This window comes from Microlunatus kandeliicorticis (assembly GCF_014137855.1).
GTDB classification, from domain to species: domain Bacteria; phylum Actinomycetota; class Actinomycetes; order Propionibacteriales; family Propionibacteriaceae; genus Microlunatus; species Microlunatus kandeliicorticis.
The window spans coordinates 366,304-381,783 of record NZ_JACGWT010000002.1; the positions used below are offsets into that span (position 1 = coordinate 366,304).

At 71.9% G+C, this 15,480-nt stretch carries 11 protein-coding genes; 7 read left to right on the forward strand and 4 right to left on the reverse strand.

The features are described from left to right. Nucleotides 1-25: 25 nt before the first annotated feature. The gene (locus FHX74_RS06420; RefSeq protein WP_182559274.1) at nucleotides 26-2,434 is read right to left on the reverse strand and encodes a beta-galactosidase; all 2,409 of its coding nucleotides are present in this window, start codon (nucleotides 2,432-2,434) and stop codon (nucleotides 26-28) included. A 17-nt stretch (nucleotides 2,435-2,451) separates the two neighbouring features. After that, nucleotides 2,452-4,629, reverse strand: a complete 2,178-nt coding sequence (locus tag FHX74_RS06425; RefSeq protein ID WP_182559275.1) for a glycoside hydrolase family 3 N-terminal domain-containing protein — start codon at nucleotides 4,627-4,629, stop codon at nucleotides 2,452-2,454. 294 nt (nucleotides 4,630-4,923) lie between these two features. Here FHX74_RS06425 and FHX74_RS06430 point away from each other — a divergent pair, with 294 nt between their 5' ends. The 7 genes from FHX74_RS06430 (at nucleotide 4,924) to FHX74_RS06460 (ending at nucleotide 13,553) form a co-directional block, all read left to right on the forward strand. Continuing rightward, the gene (locus FHX74_RS06430; protein ID WP_182559276.1) at nucleotides 4,924-6,627 is read left to right on the forward strand and encodes an ABC transporter substrate-binding protein; all 1,704 of its coding nucleotides are present in this window, start codon (nucleotides 4,924-4,926) and stop codon (nucleotides 6,625-6,627) included. A gap of 28 nt (nucleotides 6,628-6,655) precedes the next feature. Further along, entirely contained in the window at nucleotides 6,656-7,645 is a 990-nt protein-coding gene (locus FHX74_RS06435) for an ABC transporter permease (RefSeq protein ID WP_182559277.1), read from the forward strand. 61 nt (nucleotides 7,646-7,706) lie between these two features. Next, a complete protein-coding gene (locus tag FHX74_RS06440; protein WP_220483574.1) occupies nucleotides 7,707-8,633 on the forward strand; it encodes an ABC transporter permease in 927 nt (308 codons plus the stop codon). Nucleotides 8,634-8,636: 3 nt separating this feature from the next. Continuing rightward, nucleotides 8,637-10,559 carry an ABC transporter ATP-binding protein gene (locus FHX74_RS06445; protein WP_328823671.1) on the forward strand — a complete coding sequence of 641 codons (1,923 nt, stop codon included), beginning with the start codon at nucleotides 8,637-8,639 and terminating at the stop codon, nucleotides 10,557-10,559. A gap of 428 nt (nucleotides 10,560-10,987) precedes the next feature. Beyond that, nucleotides 10,988-11,971 carry an aldo/keto reductase gene (locus FHX74_RS06450; RefSeq protein ID WP_182559278.1) on the forward strand — a complete coding sequence of 328 codons (984 nt, stop codon included), beginning with the start codon at nucleotides 10,988-10,990 and terminating at the stop codon, nucleotides 11,969-11,971. Next, a complete protein-coding gene (locus FHX74_RS06455) occupies nucleotides 11,965-12,834 on the forward strand; it encodes an aldo/keto reductase (RefSeq protein ID WP_182559279.1) in 870 nt (289 codons plus the stop codon). The genes FHX74_RS06450 and FHX74_RS06455 overlap by 7 nt, the downstream gene beginning before the upstream one ends. Nucleotides 12,835-12,923: 89 nt before the next feature. Next, entirely contained in the window at nucleotides 12,924-13,553 is a 630-nt protein-coding gene (locus tag FHX74_RS06460; protein ID WP_328823672.1) for a DUF1345 domain-containing protein, read from the forward strand. 81 nt (nucleotides 13,554-13,634) lie between these two features. On the opposite strand, the gene FHX74_RS06465 is transcribed toward FHX74_RS06460, so the two are convergent. Continuing rightward, complete coding sequence (locus tag FHX74_RS06465; RefSeq protein WP_182559280.1) at nucleotides 13,635-14,384, reverse strand: dienelactone hydrolase family protein; 750 nt, start codon at nucleotides 14,382-14,384, stop codon at nucleotides 13,635-13,637. A 172-nt stretch (nucleotides 14,385-14,556) separates the two neighbouring features. Then, complete coding sequence (locus FHX74_RS06470) at nucleotides 14,557-15,456, reverse strand: LysR family transcriptional regulator (protein WP_182559281.1); 900 nt, start codon at nucleotides 15,454-15,456, stop codon at nucleotides 14,557-14,559. Nucleotides 15,457-15,480: the final 24 nt, after the last annotated feature.

The window sequence follows — 15,480 nt, forward strand, 5'->3', positions numbered from 1 at the left end:
CGACGGGCTCAGGCGTTCGGCTGGGTCAGCGCGTGGCTCCGAGCGTGATCACCAGCGGTGCGGCGGCCGGCGCGGTCACCAGCACCAGGTCGGCGTCGTCGCGGAGCTCGGCACCGGCGGTCGGGGAGCTGATCGGGCGGTCGGTGCGGAGCCAGACCTCGGTCCGCCGGCCGAGCGGCGGTGCGAGAACCACCTCGCCGTCCGACCAGGAGGCGAGCTCGGCGTTGGCCGCGACCACCGTGGTGGCGTCCTCGAGCCGGAGTGCGCGCGGGAGCATCGCGCCGGTCCGCGCCGGCAGCACGTAGGGCCGGCTGGCCGCCGGTGCGTCCGACACCGGGGCGACCGTGACCTCGGCGTCGAACCCGGTCGGGTTGATCAGGTGCAGGAAGCCCTGCCCCTGCCGGTCGCGGCTGTCCGTGGCGATCACGCCGGGGACGGTCGTGGCGAATCCGAGACCGGGCTCGGCGCCGAGCTCCCGCACCAGATCGGTGACCAGCGCCGGGCTGGTCGGGATCTCGGCGGTGATCACCACGGCGCGACCGGCGCCCGCCGTCACCTCGACACCGCAGACCGTCCCCTCCAGATCCGTCAGCAGCGGGGTGGACCCTCCGGTGCAGCTGAGCCCGGCCACCCAGCCGACCCGGGTCTCCTCGAGCGCGGCGGCGACACCACGGCCGACCACCGACGGGTAGTAGTCCGAGGTGCCCCAGCGCACCGCACCGCCGCGCACCCCGAGCCTCTCGGCGAGCACCGGACACGGCCGGCCGTCCGTGTCGAGCTCGGGCACCCGCCCGAGCAGCAGCAGCGACCCGCCGCCGTCGAGGTGCTCGACCAGCTGCTGCTGCACGTCGGCCCCGAGCACCCGGCCGGCGGCCAGCGCGACCACCCGGGGCAGCGGGGCGTCCGCGTCCTGCAGGTTCGTCGCGCCGAACCGGAAGCCGCCGAACAGCAGCGAGCGCTGCAGCGCCTTGCGCGGACCCGGGCCACGGAAGGTCCTCAGGTCCTCGACCAGCTCGGTCATCAGCGCGCTGCGCGGGTGGTGGTACTCGGTCATGAACGCGTCCGGCCAGAAGCCGAGGGTGACGTCGTCGTGCTGCTCGGCCTGGCTGGCCAGCCACCGCGCGTGCATCTGTGCCGCGTGGGTGACCCGGGCGGTGGCCGCGAAGGCCAGTCCGCGCTCGCCCCGCGGGCCGATCGGGGCTGCGGTGCCGTGCCGCTCGCCGGTGAAGCTGATCCGGTCGTTCCCGTCCCCCACCGGCTGGTCGAGCTTCGGGTTGATCCCGCCGGCGAGCAGGTAGTAGTTGATCATCCGGTTGCCCTGGGCCAGGCAGAGCCGGGTCTTGAGGTCGACCGAGGCCGGGTCGTTGAGGGCGTCGAGGCCACCGCTGTAGTCGCCGGTGCCGGCCTCGAACTCGAGCGAGGTCAGCGGCTGGTCCGCGTCGTTGAGCGCACCCATGGCCAGGTTGACGAAGTGCAGGTCGGCCGCGACCGCCCCCGTCACCTCGCCGAGGTAGTGGTCGGATCCGGCCACGAACCCGCGCCGGCCCGGCCAGCTCTCGGCCAGCTGGCTGACCCCGATGGCGAACGGGATGCCGTCGCCGCCCTCGGTGCCGTGGATGTTGATCATGAACGGGACGTCGGTGATGCCGTGCTCGCGGGCGACGGCGGCCAGGTGGTCGACGTAGCGACCGAAGCGGCCGCGCATGAACCGACCCAGGTCGACCCGGAGCGCGCCGGCCCAACCCTCCTCGGGTGACCGGACGGCCGCGGCCCAGCGGTCCGGGTCCCGGTGGTCGAACGGGTAGCGGTCGTCGAGGCGGTCGCCGTGCGTGCGGACGCACCAGCCGTGCAGGTCGGCGAGCAGGTGGTCGGTCAGGTCGGGGCTGTTCGAGACCCAGGCCAGCATGCCGATCTCGTTGTCGAGCTGGACGCCGATCACCGGTCCGCCGTGCGGCTGCAGCCGGCTGGCGAGCACCGGGAGCACGGCCGCGTACCAGCGGTCGACCTCGGCGAGGTAGGCCGGCGCGAGGTAGTCGACGGTCCGGGTCGGCGCCGGCACCGCGTCCCATCCGACCCCGACGATCTCCGGGTGCTCGGTGTAGAGCCGGTAGGGCAGCCCCTCGTTCTTGAGCTCGGCCATGACGAACGGACCCGGGCGGGCGAAGAACCGCAGTCCGCGCGCGGCGCAGAGGTCGATCCAGGCGCCGAGGTCGCGCTCGGGGGCGGTCTCCCCGGTCAGGTCGATCCGGCCGTCGGGCAGCTCGTGGAACAGCCACGGGATGTAGCTGGCCACGGTGTCGCACCCGGTCTCCACCAGCAGGTCGAGCCGCTGCTCCCACTCCGCCCGCGGTACCCGGAAGTAGTGCACCTCGCCGGCCATCACCAGGGTGGGACGTCCGTCGACCAGCAGCTCGCGGCGGCGGATCTCGATCATGGTCTGGATCTCCTCGTTCAGTCGGTGATGCGGAGCCGGGCCGGGGTGCCGCGGGCGGCGTCGGGCCCGACGGTGAGCTCGACCTCGGTCGGGCGCAGCCGGGGGTCGGTCCGCTGCCCGGCGTCGAACGTCCGCGCGGTGATCTTGAACGAGACCCTGCGGGTCTCGCCGGGCGCGAGGGTGACCCGCTGCCAGTCGACCAGCCGGATGGTCGGCCGGACGGTCCCGGCGACCAGGGTGCGGGCGTAGAGCTGGACGACGTCGCTGCCCGCCCGACCGCCGGTGTTGGTGACGTCGACCGAGGCCCGCACCACGCCCGCCCGCCGGGGCAGCCAGTCGCGGCTCAGCTCGACGCCGGAGTAGCCGTAGCTGGTGTAGTCGAGCCCGAATCCCAGCGCGAGCTCCGGGGCGCCGAGCCCGAGCAGATAGCGGCCGAGCCCGGCGTCGCGGGACCGGCCGCGCCGGCCCAGCCCGCGGTCCATCGTCCCGACCAGCCGGTCCGGCTCGGTCCGCGGCAGGAACACCGGCAATCGGCCGGTGGGGGAGGCGTCGCCGAGCAGCAGGTCGGCCAGTCCCTCGGCGCCCCCGGCGCCCGGGTGCCAGACCAGCAGGACGGCATCGGCCAGGTCGAGCACCGGACGCAGCAGCGGCGGGTTCGCGGTGACCACCAGCACCACCAGCGGCTTGCCGAGCGCGGCCAGCGCCCGGAGCAGCTCGAGCTGCCCGACCGGGAGCGTGGTGTCGGGCAGGCAGCGGTCCTCGCCGCTGCACCGCGGGTGCGTGCCCACCACGGCGACGGTGAGGTCGGCCTCCTCGCTGCGGCGCAGGGCCAGGTCGGCGAACCGCCCGTCGGTCACCATCAGGTTCTCGCCCAGCCGGTCGGCCAGGACCTCGGCGATGCTCGGCGGACGGTCCGGCCGGGACGGGAACACCCAGCTGCCGAGCAGCGCCTCGGCGTCGTCGGCGAACGGCCCGCAGAGGTGCACCAGGCCGACGTTGGGGTGCAGCGGCAGCAGCGCCCCGCTGTTCTTGATCAACACCGCCGACGAGATCGCGGCCTCGCGGGCCAGCGCGGTGTGGGTCGAGGTGTGGCTCGCGGTGTGGCTCGCGGTGTGGGTTGCGGGGCGAGCGCGCGACGGACGACGGGAGCCGGTCGCGGCGTCGAGCAGGCCGAGGTCGAGCTTGAGCCGGAGCACCCGGCGGACCGCGTCGTCGACCAGCGCGGGGTCGACGTCGCCGTCGGCGAGCAGGACGGGCAGCTGCTCGCGGTAGACCCCGGAGGCGAGATCGAGATCGACCCCGGCCTCGAGAGCGAGCCGGGCGGCGGCCCGCCGGTCGGCGGCCACCCCGAGCTGGACGAGCTGGCCGATCCCGTCCCAGTCGCTCACCACCACGCCGGGGAAGCCCCAGGCTCCCTTGAGCAGGTCGCGGACCAGGGCGCGGTGGGCGTGCATCGGCACCCCGTCGACGTCGTGCAGCCCGACCATGATCGCCCGACAACCCGCCTCGACCGCGGCGCGGAACGGAGGCAGGTGCACGGTGCGGAGCGCCTGCTCGCCGACCGAGAGGGTCTCCGAGTCCTGTTCGGCCCGCACCAGGCCGTAGCCGACGAAGTGCTTGGCGGTGGCGGCGAACCGGCCGTCGGCCTGGAAGCCGGCCACGGTGGCCGAGGTGCACCGGGCCGAGAGCTCCGGCTCGGTGCCGAAGGTCTCACCGACCCGGCCCCAGCGGTGCTCCTGGGCGATGTCCACCATCGGCGCCAGGCTGAGGTGCAGCCCGGCGTCCGCCGCCTCGGCCGCCGCGGCGACGGCGCACCGCCGGACGAGATCGGGGTCCCACCCGGTGGCCAGGCCGAGCGGGACCGGGAAGGTGGTGGCGAGCCCGTGGATGACGTCGCTCAGGACGAGCACACCGACGCCGTGCGGCGACCGTCGGGCGGCCTGCTGCGCGCGCTCCGTCAGCTCGGCGGCGGGTGGCAGGGTGACCGACCCCGGGTCGGCGCCCGCGGAGTAGATCAACGCGCCGACCTCGCCACGCTCGATCGCCTCGGTGTCCAGTTCGAGCCGGACCGGGTCGACCGCGGTGGACACGCTCAGCTGCCCGGCCTTCTGCTCGGGCGTCAGGGCGGCCAGCAACGCCTCCACCCGGGACTCGGGCGGGCGGTCGGGGTCCGACCAGGCTGGCGTCGTCGACATCGCCGTCATTCCAGCGGTGCGTAGCGGTGAAAACAAGGTGCGGGTCTCGCTCAGTGAGACACCAGGCCGAACTCGTGAAGGGCTCGAATGACCGGGGTCCACCGCCGTAGCCAGCGCTTTCCGCGCCGCCAAGGGGCTCTCACGTGGCGAGACGGGTGCGGTCCCGGGGTGGCCGTGCGTCAGGGGATTGCCCTAGGTTCTCACGATACGGAACGAGATGGCTGTTTCCGTCGCGCTGCCGCGACCCGCTCGGTGTCGGTGCGGCCGACGGCTCGAGACCGCAAAGGAGCGGAGATGGGTCTGCGCAGGACGCTGGTCGCGGTGATCGCGGTCCTCACGTCGCTGACGCTGCTGACCACCGGGTGCGCGGGCAGCCGGCTGGCGCACGAGCGCGAGGCACGGCGGAACCACAGCGGCGGCACCGGCGGGATGATCCCGCAGCTCAACCTGCCGGCCGAGTTCGACGCCTCGGTCGGCGGTCTGGTCAACTACAACCCCTACGCCCCCCAGCAGCTGGTCAAGACCTGGCTCTACGAGCCGCTGATGGTCCAGGACAGCCTGAGCTGCGGGGTCACCCCGTGGCTGGCCACCAAGTACACCTGGGTCGGCTCGAACAAGCTGATCTTCGACATCCGCCAGGGCGTGAAGTGGAGCGACGGGTCGGCGTTCACGCCGAACGACGTGGTGACCACCCTCAACCTGATGAAGAAGTACCCGGCGATGGACGTCAACGGGCTGTGGACCAGCGCCTTCGGCGCCCCGGCGACGTCGGTGACCGCGCAGGGCGACCAGGTGATCATCACCTTCGCCGGCCCCGCGGTGTCGAAGTTCTCCTCGATCCTGGGCAACCTCATCGTCCCCGCCAAGATCTACGGAAAGGTCGGCGACCCGACCAAGTACGTCGACAAGAAGCCGGTCTCGACCGGGCCGTTCCTGGTCGGCAGCTACAACGGCCGGCGGCTCGAGCTCGACCGCAACCCGGACTACTGGCAGGCCGACAAGATCAAGGTGCAGAAGCTGGTGCTGCAGGGCAACTACGACGCCAACCAGGCGGTCCAGATGCTCCGCAACGGCGACCTCGACTTCTACACCGGCGAGATCCCCAACCCGATCAAGACCTTCGTCGACCCGAACCCGCAGCTCAACCACGTCTGGTACGCCCCCAACGGCAGCACCGTGCTGGCACCGAACCTGACCCGCAAGCCGTTCAGCGACGTCCGCTTCCGGGAGGCGATGGCCTACGGCGTGAACAAGCAGCAGGCCTCGCTCAAGGCGACCTACGGCCTGATGCAGGTGGCCAGCCAGTCCGGGCTCACCCTGCCGGCCAAGAAGGATCTGCTGCCTCCGGGCTACGCACTCAACGGCGGGGCGTCGACGATCCTGGCCTACGACCCGGCCAAGGCGAACCAGCTGCTCGACGCGGCCGGCTACACCAAGGGCCCGGACGGCTTCCGCCGCAACCCGGACGGCTCCCCGATCAAGCTGACCTTCGCCGTCCAGGCCGGGTTCATCGACTACCAGGCGGTGGCCGACGAGGTGGTGAGCAACCTGCGGGCGCTCGGGATCGACATCTCGGTGGTCGCCTCGCAGCCCGACTCGGTCGACGCGCTGAAGAAGACCGGCGACTTCGACATCATGATCAACTACATGGCGGCCGGCTGCGACTACGTCAACGGGGTCGGTGCCACCCTGGCCACCGCGCAGATCCCGACGAAGACCACCATCCTCGGCAACGTGGAGCGGTACTCGAACCCGACCGTCGACCAGGCGCTCAAGAACCTCAACGGCGAGACCGACCAGGCCAAGGTCAAGGACGAGGTCGGCGTGCTGGTCAACACCATGATGACCCAGTACCCGGTGGTCCCGCTGTTCTACGCCCCGGCCCGGGCGATCTACCGGACCGACAAGGCGGCGGGCTGGCCGAGCGCGGAGGACCCGTACTGCAACCCGCAGGACAACGCCCGGATCTGGATGACCCGGCTGAGCGCGGCGAAGTGACCGGCGCGGCGAGAAAGGGGATCGAGAGGTGAAGTACTTCCTGCGCAAGGTGGGGTTCTTCGTGCTCACGCTGTGGGCCGTCGTCACCCTCAACTTCTTCATCCCGCGGCTCCAGCCGGGTGACCCGGCCGAGCTGATGGTGCAGAAGCTGGCCGGCAAGAACGCCCAGCTCAACCCGGCCCAGGTGGCGGCGATCCGCGACATGCTCGGCACCCCGACCGGGTCGCTGTGGAGCCAGTACTGGCAGTACCTCGGCCAGCTGGCGCACGGCAACTTCGGTGTCTCCTACACCTACTTCCCGTTCGGCGTGATGCAGGTGATCGGGCAGGCGTTCTGGTGGACGGTCATCCTGGTCACCATCGTCCAGGTGCTGTCGTTCGGGATCGGGGTGCTGCTCGGCGCGTTCGCGGCCTGGAAGCGCAACGGCCGGTTCGACACCGCGGTCACCCTGGTCTCGACCTTCGTCGGCACCCTGCAGCCGTTCTGGATCGCGCTGCTGCTGATCTACGGCCTCGGCTACGGGCTGGGCTGGTTCGCCACCTCGGGCGGGTACGAGGACTCGACGCCCGGCTTCAACTGGGGCTTCGTCTACGACGCGATCAGCCACGGCTTCCTGCCCGCGCTGACCCTGATGATCGTCACGCCGGTCGGCTGGGTGCTCGGGATGCGCAACACGATGGTGCTCAACCTGGGCGAGGACTACGTCCGGCTGGCCAAGGCCAAGGGTCTGCCCGACAAGGTGGTCGCGCTGCGCTACGCCGCCCGGAACGCGCTGCTGCCCAGCGTGACCGGCTTCGCGCTCGCCCTCGGTGGCGTGCTCGGCGGCACGATCCTGGTCGAGACGGTCTTCGACTACCCCGGGCTCGGTCGGCTGATGGGCGAGGCCGTCGGCTACAAGGACTACCCGATGCTCCAGGCGCTGATGCTGCTCACCGCGGTGGCCACGCTGCTGGCCAACCTCGTCGCCGACCTGCTCTACGGCGTGCTCGACCCGCGGGCCCGGAGGGCACAGGCATGAGCGCGGCGCGGGAGCACACCGAGCCGACACAGGAAGCGACAGCTCGACGGGAGGGGGAACGATGACGGTGGTGGGCGCCGACCCGATGGCCGAGAGCGCACCCGAGCAGACCGGGGTCGCCGACGGGGCGAAACGGGCCTCCGGCCCCGACCCCTGGTACAAGATCATCTGGAGCAGCAAGAAGGCCCGGGTGGGGCTGATCGTGCTGGCGATCTACATCCTGGTGGCGATCTTCGCCCCGCTGATCGCGCCCTACCCGCCGCAGCAGAACACCTTCACCCCGCTGCTCAACGCCTCCTGGTCGCACCCGCTGGGGACCAACACCGGAGGCCAGGACGTGTTCAGCCAGCTGGTCTACGGCTCCCGGGTCTCGCTGCTCGTCGGCGTGCTCGGCGGCACCCTGGCCACCGCGATCGCGCTGGTGATCGGGCTGATCTCCGGCTACACCGAGGGCACCATCGTCGACGACGTGCTCAGCTTCCTGACCAACGTCGCGCTGGTCATCCCGGTGCTGCCGTTGATCATCACCCTGGTCGCCTACTCCAACGTCCGCGGCATCGGGCTGATCGTCGGCGTCATCGCGATCACCTCCTGGGCCGGCGCGGCCCGGGCCAAGCGGGCCCAGATCATCACGCTGCGCAACCGGGACTTCGTCACCGCGGCGAAGTTCTCCGGCGAGGGTCCGTGGCGGATCGTCTTCTTCGAGATCATGCCCAACATGACCTCGCTGGTCGCCGCCGCCTTCGTCGGCGCGGCCACCGGGGCGATCGGCGCCGAGGCCGGGCTGGCCGTGCTCGGGCTGGGCAGCAACGACTCGGTCTCCTGGGGCACGATCCTCTACCAGGCCGACGCGGCCGGCGCGATCAGCCAGGGGCTGTTCGCCTGGGTGTTCGTCCCCGGTCTGGTGCTGGCGGTGCTGATCACCGCGATGTCGTTCATCAACTTCGGTGTGGACCTGCTGAGCAATCCGCACCTGCGGGAGGGCTGATCCGTGACCGCGACCGTGACCACCACCGACCGGGCCGCCACCGGTGGCCCGCTGCTGAGCGTCGAGCGGCTGTCGGTCCGCTACGAACCCAAGCGGCACGCGCCGACCGAGGCGGTCAGCGACGTCAGCTTCGAGATCCGACCGGGCGAGTTCATCGGCCTGATCGGGGAGTCCGGCTCGGGCAAGACCACCCTGGGCACCGCGCTGCTCCGGCTGCTCGAGCGACCGGGCCGGATCAGCGCCGGACGGATCGTCTTCGACGGCACCGACATCACCGACCTCCCCGAGGACGACCTGCGTGGGATGCGGTGGACCGAGATCTCCACCGTCTTCCAGTCGAGCATGAACAGCCTCAACCCGGTGCTCCGCGTGGACGAGCAGTTCCGCGACGTGATCGAGTACCACACCAGGCGGCGCGGCCAGCAGGTCAGCGACCGGATCGACACGCTGTTCGACATGGTGCTGATCGACCGCCGGTTCCAGCGCTCCTATCCGCACGAGCTGTCCGGCGGGATGCGGCAGCGGATCAACCTGGCCCTCGCGCTGGCCATCGAGCCGCGGTTCGTGCTGCTCGACGAGCCGACCACCGGTCTCGACGTGGTGGTGCAGAAGTCGATTCTCGACAACATCCGCCGGCTGCAGGCCGAGCTCGGCTTCGCCGTGCTGTTCATCAGCCACGACATCGGCACGGTGCTCGACCTCTCCGACCGGATCCTGGTGATGTACGGCGGCCGGATCGTCGAGCAGCAGCGGGCGCGTGACCTGCTGGCCGACCCGCTGCACCCGTACACGAAGGGGCTGCTCGGGTCGTACGGCGATCCGCGGGCGGAGACGGTGACGATCACCTACGTCCCGGGGCGGCCGCCGGACCTCACCGCCGGCTACACCGGCTGCGCGTTCGCGCCGCGGTGCCCGGAGGCGATCGCCGGCTGCCGCAGCGTCGAGCCGCCGCTGCTGCGACTCGGTGAGCACGGCGGCGAGGCCGCTTGTCACGTGGCCGCGCTGCAGCGTGGTCAGGGCGAGCGGAGCGGGGTCGGCACCGAGGAGGTCGGCCCGGTGGTCCGCGGCTTCGCCGGACCGCAGTTCGTCAAGACCGCCGAGGACGAGCGGTCACTGCACGACCGCGAGGTGCTGCTCTCGGTCGACGCGGTGAGCAAGACCTACCTGCGTCGTCGCGGGCTCGGCACGACCCGCACCGAGGCGGTCCGGGACGCGTCCTTCGTGCTGCGCAAAGGGGCGGTCACCGCGCTGGTCGGTCAGAGCGGCAGCGGCAAGTCGACGCTGGCGCGGATGATCACCGGCGTCGAGTCGCCGAGCACCGGCTCGGTCACCTTCCACGGCGAGCAGGGATCGTTCGCGGTCGGCAGCCGGCGCGGGCGGTCGCTGCGCGACTACCGCAGTCACGTCCAGATGGTGTTCCAGGACCCGTACAGCGCGCTCAACCCCACCAAGACCCTCGGGTACATCCTCAGCCGTCCGCTGGCCAACTACCGCGGGCTGCGGGGCGCCGAGGCCCGCCGGGCGGTGCTCGAGCTGCTCGAGACCGTGGCCCTGACGCCGGCCGAGCGCTACATCGACCGGTTCGGCTACGAGCTGTCCGGCGGTCAGCGGCAGCGGGTGGTGATCGCCCGGGCGCTCGCCGTCGAGCCCGAGCTGATCATCGCCGACGAACCGATCGCGAGCCTGGACGTCTCGATCCGGGCCGAGATCCTCGAACTGCTCAACAGCCTGGTCCGCGACCGCGGGGTGACGATCCTCTACATCACCCACGACCTGCTCAGTGCCCGGATGATCGCCGACGACGTGGTGGTGCTCAACCAGGGCCGGGTGGTGGAGCAGGGGCCGGCGCTCGAGGTGATCCGGAACCCGCAGGACGACTACACCCGGCTGCTGCTCGACGCGGTGCCCAACCCGACGGCCGGCTGACCCACCGGCCGACAGGGCCGCGCTGGCCTCCTGACCTCGCGTTCCGACGCGTGGCCCCGGGGCCGCCCGACCGGCTCAGCGGACGGTCGGGCGGCTCGACGGGTGGTCCCTGCCGGTGCGCTTGCGGGCGGCCGGTGCCGGGGACGCGATCTCCCCCTGCGGCCCCGGCCCGCGATCGCGTCCCCGACCGACGGTCCGGCCCCGGAGCGGTGGGCCCGGACGGTCGTTGGCGACGTCCTCATTCCACTCCGCAGCCGGCTCTGCGGCGTCGGACCGGCGGGCGAACCGCGTCGGCGCGGTTCAGCCGAACGGGTGAGTATCAGCAGGCGGCGTCGGCGATCGTTGCGGCGATTCATCGGCGCGACTGGTCAATCCGAGCACGATTCCCTGTTGGATTTCGATCGGTCGGCGCGCCAGGGTTGGAAGCTATGGAGTACACGCATCTCGGCCGTACCGGCCTGTCCGTCTCCCGGCTGTGCCTGGGCACGATGAACTTCGGTCCGCACACCGACGAGCCGACCAGCCACGGCATCATGGACACCGCCCACGACCAGGGCATCAACTTCTTCGACACCGCCAACGTCTACGGCCGCCAGGTGAGCACCGGCCGGACCGAGGAGATCATCGGCAACTGGTTCGCGACCGGCGGGGGCCGCCGCGAGAAGACCGTGATCGCCACCAAGGTCTACGGCGATCTCCCGGGCGAGGGCCACGACGAGAAGTGGCCGAACAGCGGCAAGCTCTCCGCGCTGAACATCCGCCGCGCGCTCGACAAGAGCCTGCAGCGCCTGCAGACCGACTACATCGACCTGTACCAGTTCCACCACGTCGACCGGGCCACCCCCTGGGACGAGATCTGGCAGGCCATGGAGACCGCGGTCGCGCAGGGCAAGGTGCTCTACGTCGGCTCGTCGAACTTCGCCGGCTGGCACATCGCGCAGGCGCAGGCCGCCGCGGAGAAGCGCAACTTCCTCGGTCTGGTCAGCGAGCAGTCGATCTACAACCTGCTCAAGCGCGAGGTCGAGTCCGACCTGATCCCGGCCGCCGAGTTTTACGGCCTGGGCATCATCCCGTGGAGCCCGCTGCAGGGCGGTCTGCTCGGTGGCGTCCTCAAGAAGGAGGCCGAGGGGTTGCGGCGCAACGACCGCAGCGAGGAGCTCGAGCGCAACCGTGCCGCCATCGAGGGCTACGAGCAGCTCGCCGACGACCTCGGGGTCGGTGCCGGCACCCTGGGCCTGGCCTGGCTGCTGCACCAGCGTTCGGTGACCGCGCCGATCATCGGCCCGCGGACCCCCGACCAGCTGGACACCGCGCTGGCCGCGGTCGACCTCAAGCTCGAGCAGAGCACCCTCGACAAGCTCGACGAGCTGTTCCCGGGCCGCAAGCCGTCGCCGGAGGACTACGCATGGTGAGCGCGACCCGCACCCTCGGCGACCGCCAGGTCAGCCCGATCGGTCTCGGCGGGATGCCGATGTCGATCGAGGGCCGGCCGGACCGTGAGCGCTCGATCGCCACGATCCACGCCGCACTCGACGCCGGTGTCACCCTGATCGACACCGCCGACGCCTACCACTGGCACGCCGACGAGGTCGGGCACAACGAGACGCTGATCGCCGAGGCGCTGGGCAGCTGGGGTGGCGACGCCTCGAGCGTCCTGGTGGCCACCAAGGGCGGGCACCTGCGTCCGGGCGACGGCAGCTGGACCCAGAACGGCCACCCGGACCACCTCAAGCAGGCGGCGCGCGAGTCGGCCCGCCGGCTCGGGGTCGACGCGGTCGGTCTCTACCAGTTCCACCGGCCTGACCCGGACGTCCCGTACGCCGAGTCGGTCGGGGCGCTCGCCGAGCTGCTCGACGAGGGCGTGATCCAGCTGGCCGGCATCTCGAACGCCGACCCGGACCAGATCCGCGAGGCCCAGCAGGTGCTCGGCGGCCGGCTGGCCTCGGTGCAGAACCAGTTCAGCCCGGCGTTCCGGACCAGCGAGCCCGAGCTCGAGCTCTGCGCCGAGCTCGGCATCGCGTTCCTGCCGTGGAGCCCGCTCGGCGGGATCACCAACGCGGCCGGGCTGGGCGAGAAGTTCGCCCCGTTCGCCGAGGTGGCGCAGCAGCACGGCGTCACGCCGCAGGTCGTCTGCCTCGCCTGGCAGATGGCCCTCGCCGACGTGGTCATCCCGATCCCGGGTTCGTCCCGGCCGGAGACGATCCGCGACTCGGTGACCGCCGCCGACCTCGAGCTCTCCGCCGAGGAGCTGGCGACCCTGAGCCAGGCCGGCTGATCCCGGCCTGAGCACGACGTCGAGACCGGGCCGGTCATCACCGGCCCGGTCTTGCCGTCCTCCCAGCCGGACGGGCTTAGCGTCCGGTCGTGACCGCGAGAACACGTCTGCTGATCGCCGTGGCCGTCGGCCTCGTCGCCGGGGTGCTGGTGGCGACCCTGGTCGACGCCCCGCTCGGGGTGCTGGTCGGCATCGCCGCGGTCGAGGGCACCTTCACCGTGCTGGGCTGGGTGAAGCTCTGGCCGCTGGACTCCGACGAGACCTGGCGCTGGGTGACCCGCGAGGACTTCCGCCCGCGGGTCGGCGAGCTGCTGGTGGTGATCTGCGCGCTGGCCGGCCTGCTCGGGATCGCGGTGCTGATCGGTCTCGGGCACTCCTCGACCAAGTCGGTCGCCGCGGCGGTCGCCCTGATCGGTGTGTTCCTCGGCTGGGCCGCGCTGCACCAGATGTACGCGGCCCGCTATGCCCACCTCTACTACGCGGGCGAGGAGGGCGGGATCGACTTCAACGCGAAACCGGAGCACAGCTTCCACCCGTGCTTCCGCGACTTCTTCTACTTCAGCTACAACCTCGGGATGACCTACCAGGTCTCCGACACCGGGGTCTCGAGCCCGGCCATCCGGGCCGTGGTTCTGCGGCACTGCCTGCTCAGCTACCTGTTCGGGACGGTGGTGCTCGCGTCCACGATCAACCTGGTGGCCGGGCTGGTCACCAACTGAGCGGCAGGCGCCGGTAAATCGTGCGGCTCGACGGCGGGTCACCCGCGTTGCCGGGGCGCCCGCCGCATCGAGCCGCAGCACTCACCGCGATCCGCCGCGCAGCGTCCGGCCGAACAACGCCTCGAGCTCGCGGAAGTGCCGCTCGGCAGCCTCCTCGTGGTAGCTCGAGGTGTCGGCCATCGAATAGCCGTGCGGCGCGCCGGGGAAGATCTCGTTGGTGTGCGGGCGGCCGGCGTCGCGCAGTGCCTGGCCGAGCGCCTCGACCGCCTCGGGCGGCATCGACCGGTCCTGGTCGGCGTGGCCGAAGGCGAAGGCGGCGTTGCTCGCCGCCACCGCCAGGTGCGGGCTGTCGGATTCGTCGGTGACCAGGCCGCCGCCGTGCCACCCGCCGACCGCGGCGACCCAGTCCGGGTACCAGCCCGCGGTGCGGACGGCCAGCCGGGCGCCCATGCAGTAGCCGGTGGTGCCGATCGCGCCGTCGCCCGCGTGCTCGGAGAGGGTGCGCACCCACGCCTCGGCGTCCGGCTGGGCCTTGTCGGGGGTCAGCCCGCCAACCCGGCCCATCACCCCGGAGGCGAAGAACGCCTCGCGGCCGCCCTCCTCGCGCAGGTCGCCCTTCGGGGCCAGCTCGTCGGCCGACCCGTCGCGGTAGAAGACGTGCGGGGCCAGCACCACGTACCCCCAGCCGGCGATCCGGTCGGCCATGGTCTCGATCTGCGGCCGCAGCCCGATCGCGTCGACGTAGAAGAGGACACCGGGGGCGCCCGCCTGCCCGGTCACATACGCCTCGGCGGTGCCGTCGGCGGTCTCGATCTGAATCCGTTCACCCATGCCGCGGACTGTACGCACGACGCCTGGCAGTCTGCTGCGAGGGGCAGGGGCCTCGGCTCGGCCCCGGATCCCGGTAGATCACGCGGCTCGACGGCCGGGAACGCGCGCCGCTCGGCTCCTGCGGGTCTCGAGCCGCAGGATCTACCGGGGACTCAGACGACCGCGGTGTGGCTCACGCGGCGACGGGCGTCCGGTCCGGGCGTGAGGTGGCCATCTGGGTGAGCAGCGCCGTGGCGGCCGGGCTGGCCTCGGCCGGGACGGCGACGGTGACCGACCAGACCAGGGCAGCGGCTGGGTCGAGCGGCACCGCGCAGAGCCGGTCCGGGCGCTTCTCGGCGAAGTGGGCCGGGACCAGCGCGACACCCAGTCCGTGGCCGACCAGGTCGAGCAGGGTGCCGACGTCGTTGACCTCCATGCCCACGGTCGGACGGAGTCCGGCGGCGGCGAAAGCCTGCTCGGCGAGCATCCGGGCCGCCCACTCCGGGGAGAAGCCGACCAGCTGTTCGCGGCCGACCAGCTCGAGATCGACCACCGGCAGCCCGGCCAGCGGGTGGTCCGGCCGGCAGAGCAGCACGAACCCCTCCTCGAACAGCGTCCGGAGCCGGACCCCGCGCGGCGTCGGCCCGCACCGGGCCACCAGTGCGAGGTCGAGCCGGCCGGCCCCGAGCCGTTCGATCAGATCCGCCGACCCGGCGAACCCGAGCCGGACGTCGACCTGCGAGTGCTCGCGTCGGAACGCGGCCAGCTCGGCCGGCAGGTCGATCACCCCGAGGCACTGCTCGGTGCCGACGCTCAGCGTGCCGCCGAGCACCCCGCGGACCGCGGCCACCGCGTTCTTGGCGGCCGTGGCGGCGGCGACGGTGCGGACCGCCTCGGCCAGGAACGCCTGCCCGGCCGGGGTCAGCTCGACCCGGCGGGTGCTGCGGGTGAACAACGGCGTCCCGAGCTCGGTCTCGAGCGCTCGGACCGACGCGGACAGCCCGGACTGGCTGATCTGCAACCGGTCCGCGGCGCGGGTGAAGTGCTGGTGCTCGGCGACGGCGACGAAGTGCTCCAGCTGACGCAGTTCCACCCGGTCAGCGTAGTGGCGCAGTGA

Excerpts from the sequence above, each read along its gene's own strand:
- FHX74_RS06465 (WP_182559280.1), bottom strand. The coding sequence starts at position 14,384 with ATGGGTGAACGGATTCAGATCGAGACCGCCGACGGCACCGCCGAGGCG.
- FHX74_RS06450 (WP_182559278.1), top strand. The coding sequence starts at position 10,988 with ATGGAGTACACGCATCTCGGCCGTACCGGCCTGTCCGTCTCCCGGCTG.
- FHX74_RS06425 (WP_182559275.1), bottom strand. The coding sequence starts at position 4,629 with ATGTCGACGACGCCAGCCTGGTCGGACCCCGACCGCCCGCCCGAGTCC.
- FHX74_RS06440 (WP_220483574.1), top strand. The coding sequence starts at position 7,707 with ATGACGGTGGTGGGCGCCGACCCGATGGCCGAGAGCGCACCCGAGCAG.
- FHX74_RS06455 (WP_182559279.1), top strand. The coding sequence starts at position 11,965 with ATGGTGAGCGCGACCCGCACCCTCGGCGACCGCCAGGTCAGCCCGATC.
- FHX74_RS06420 (WP_182559274.1), bottom strand. The coding sequence starts at position 2,434 with ATGATCGAGATCCGCCGCCGCGAGCTGCTGGTCGACGGACGTCCCACC.
- FHX74_RS06430 (WP_182559276.1), top strand. The coding sequence starts at position 4,924 with ATGGGTCTGCGCAGGACGCTGGTCGCGGTGATCGCGGTCCTCACGTCG.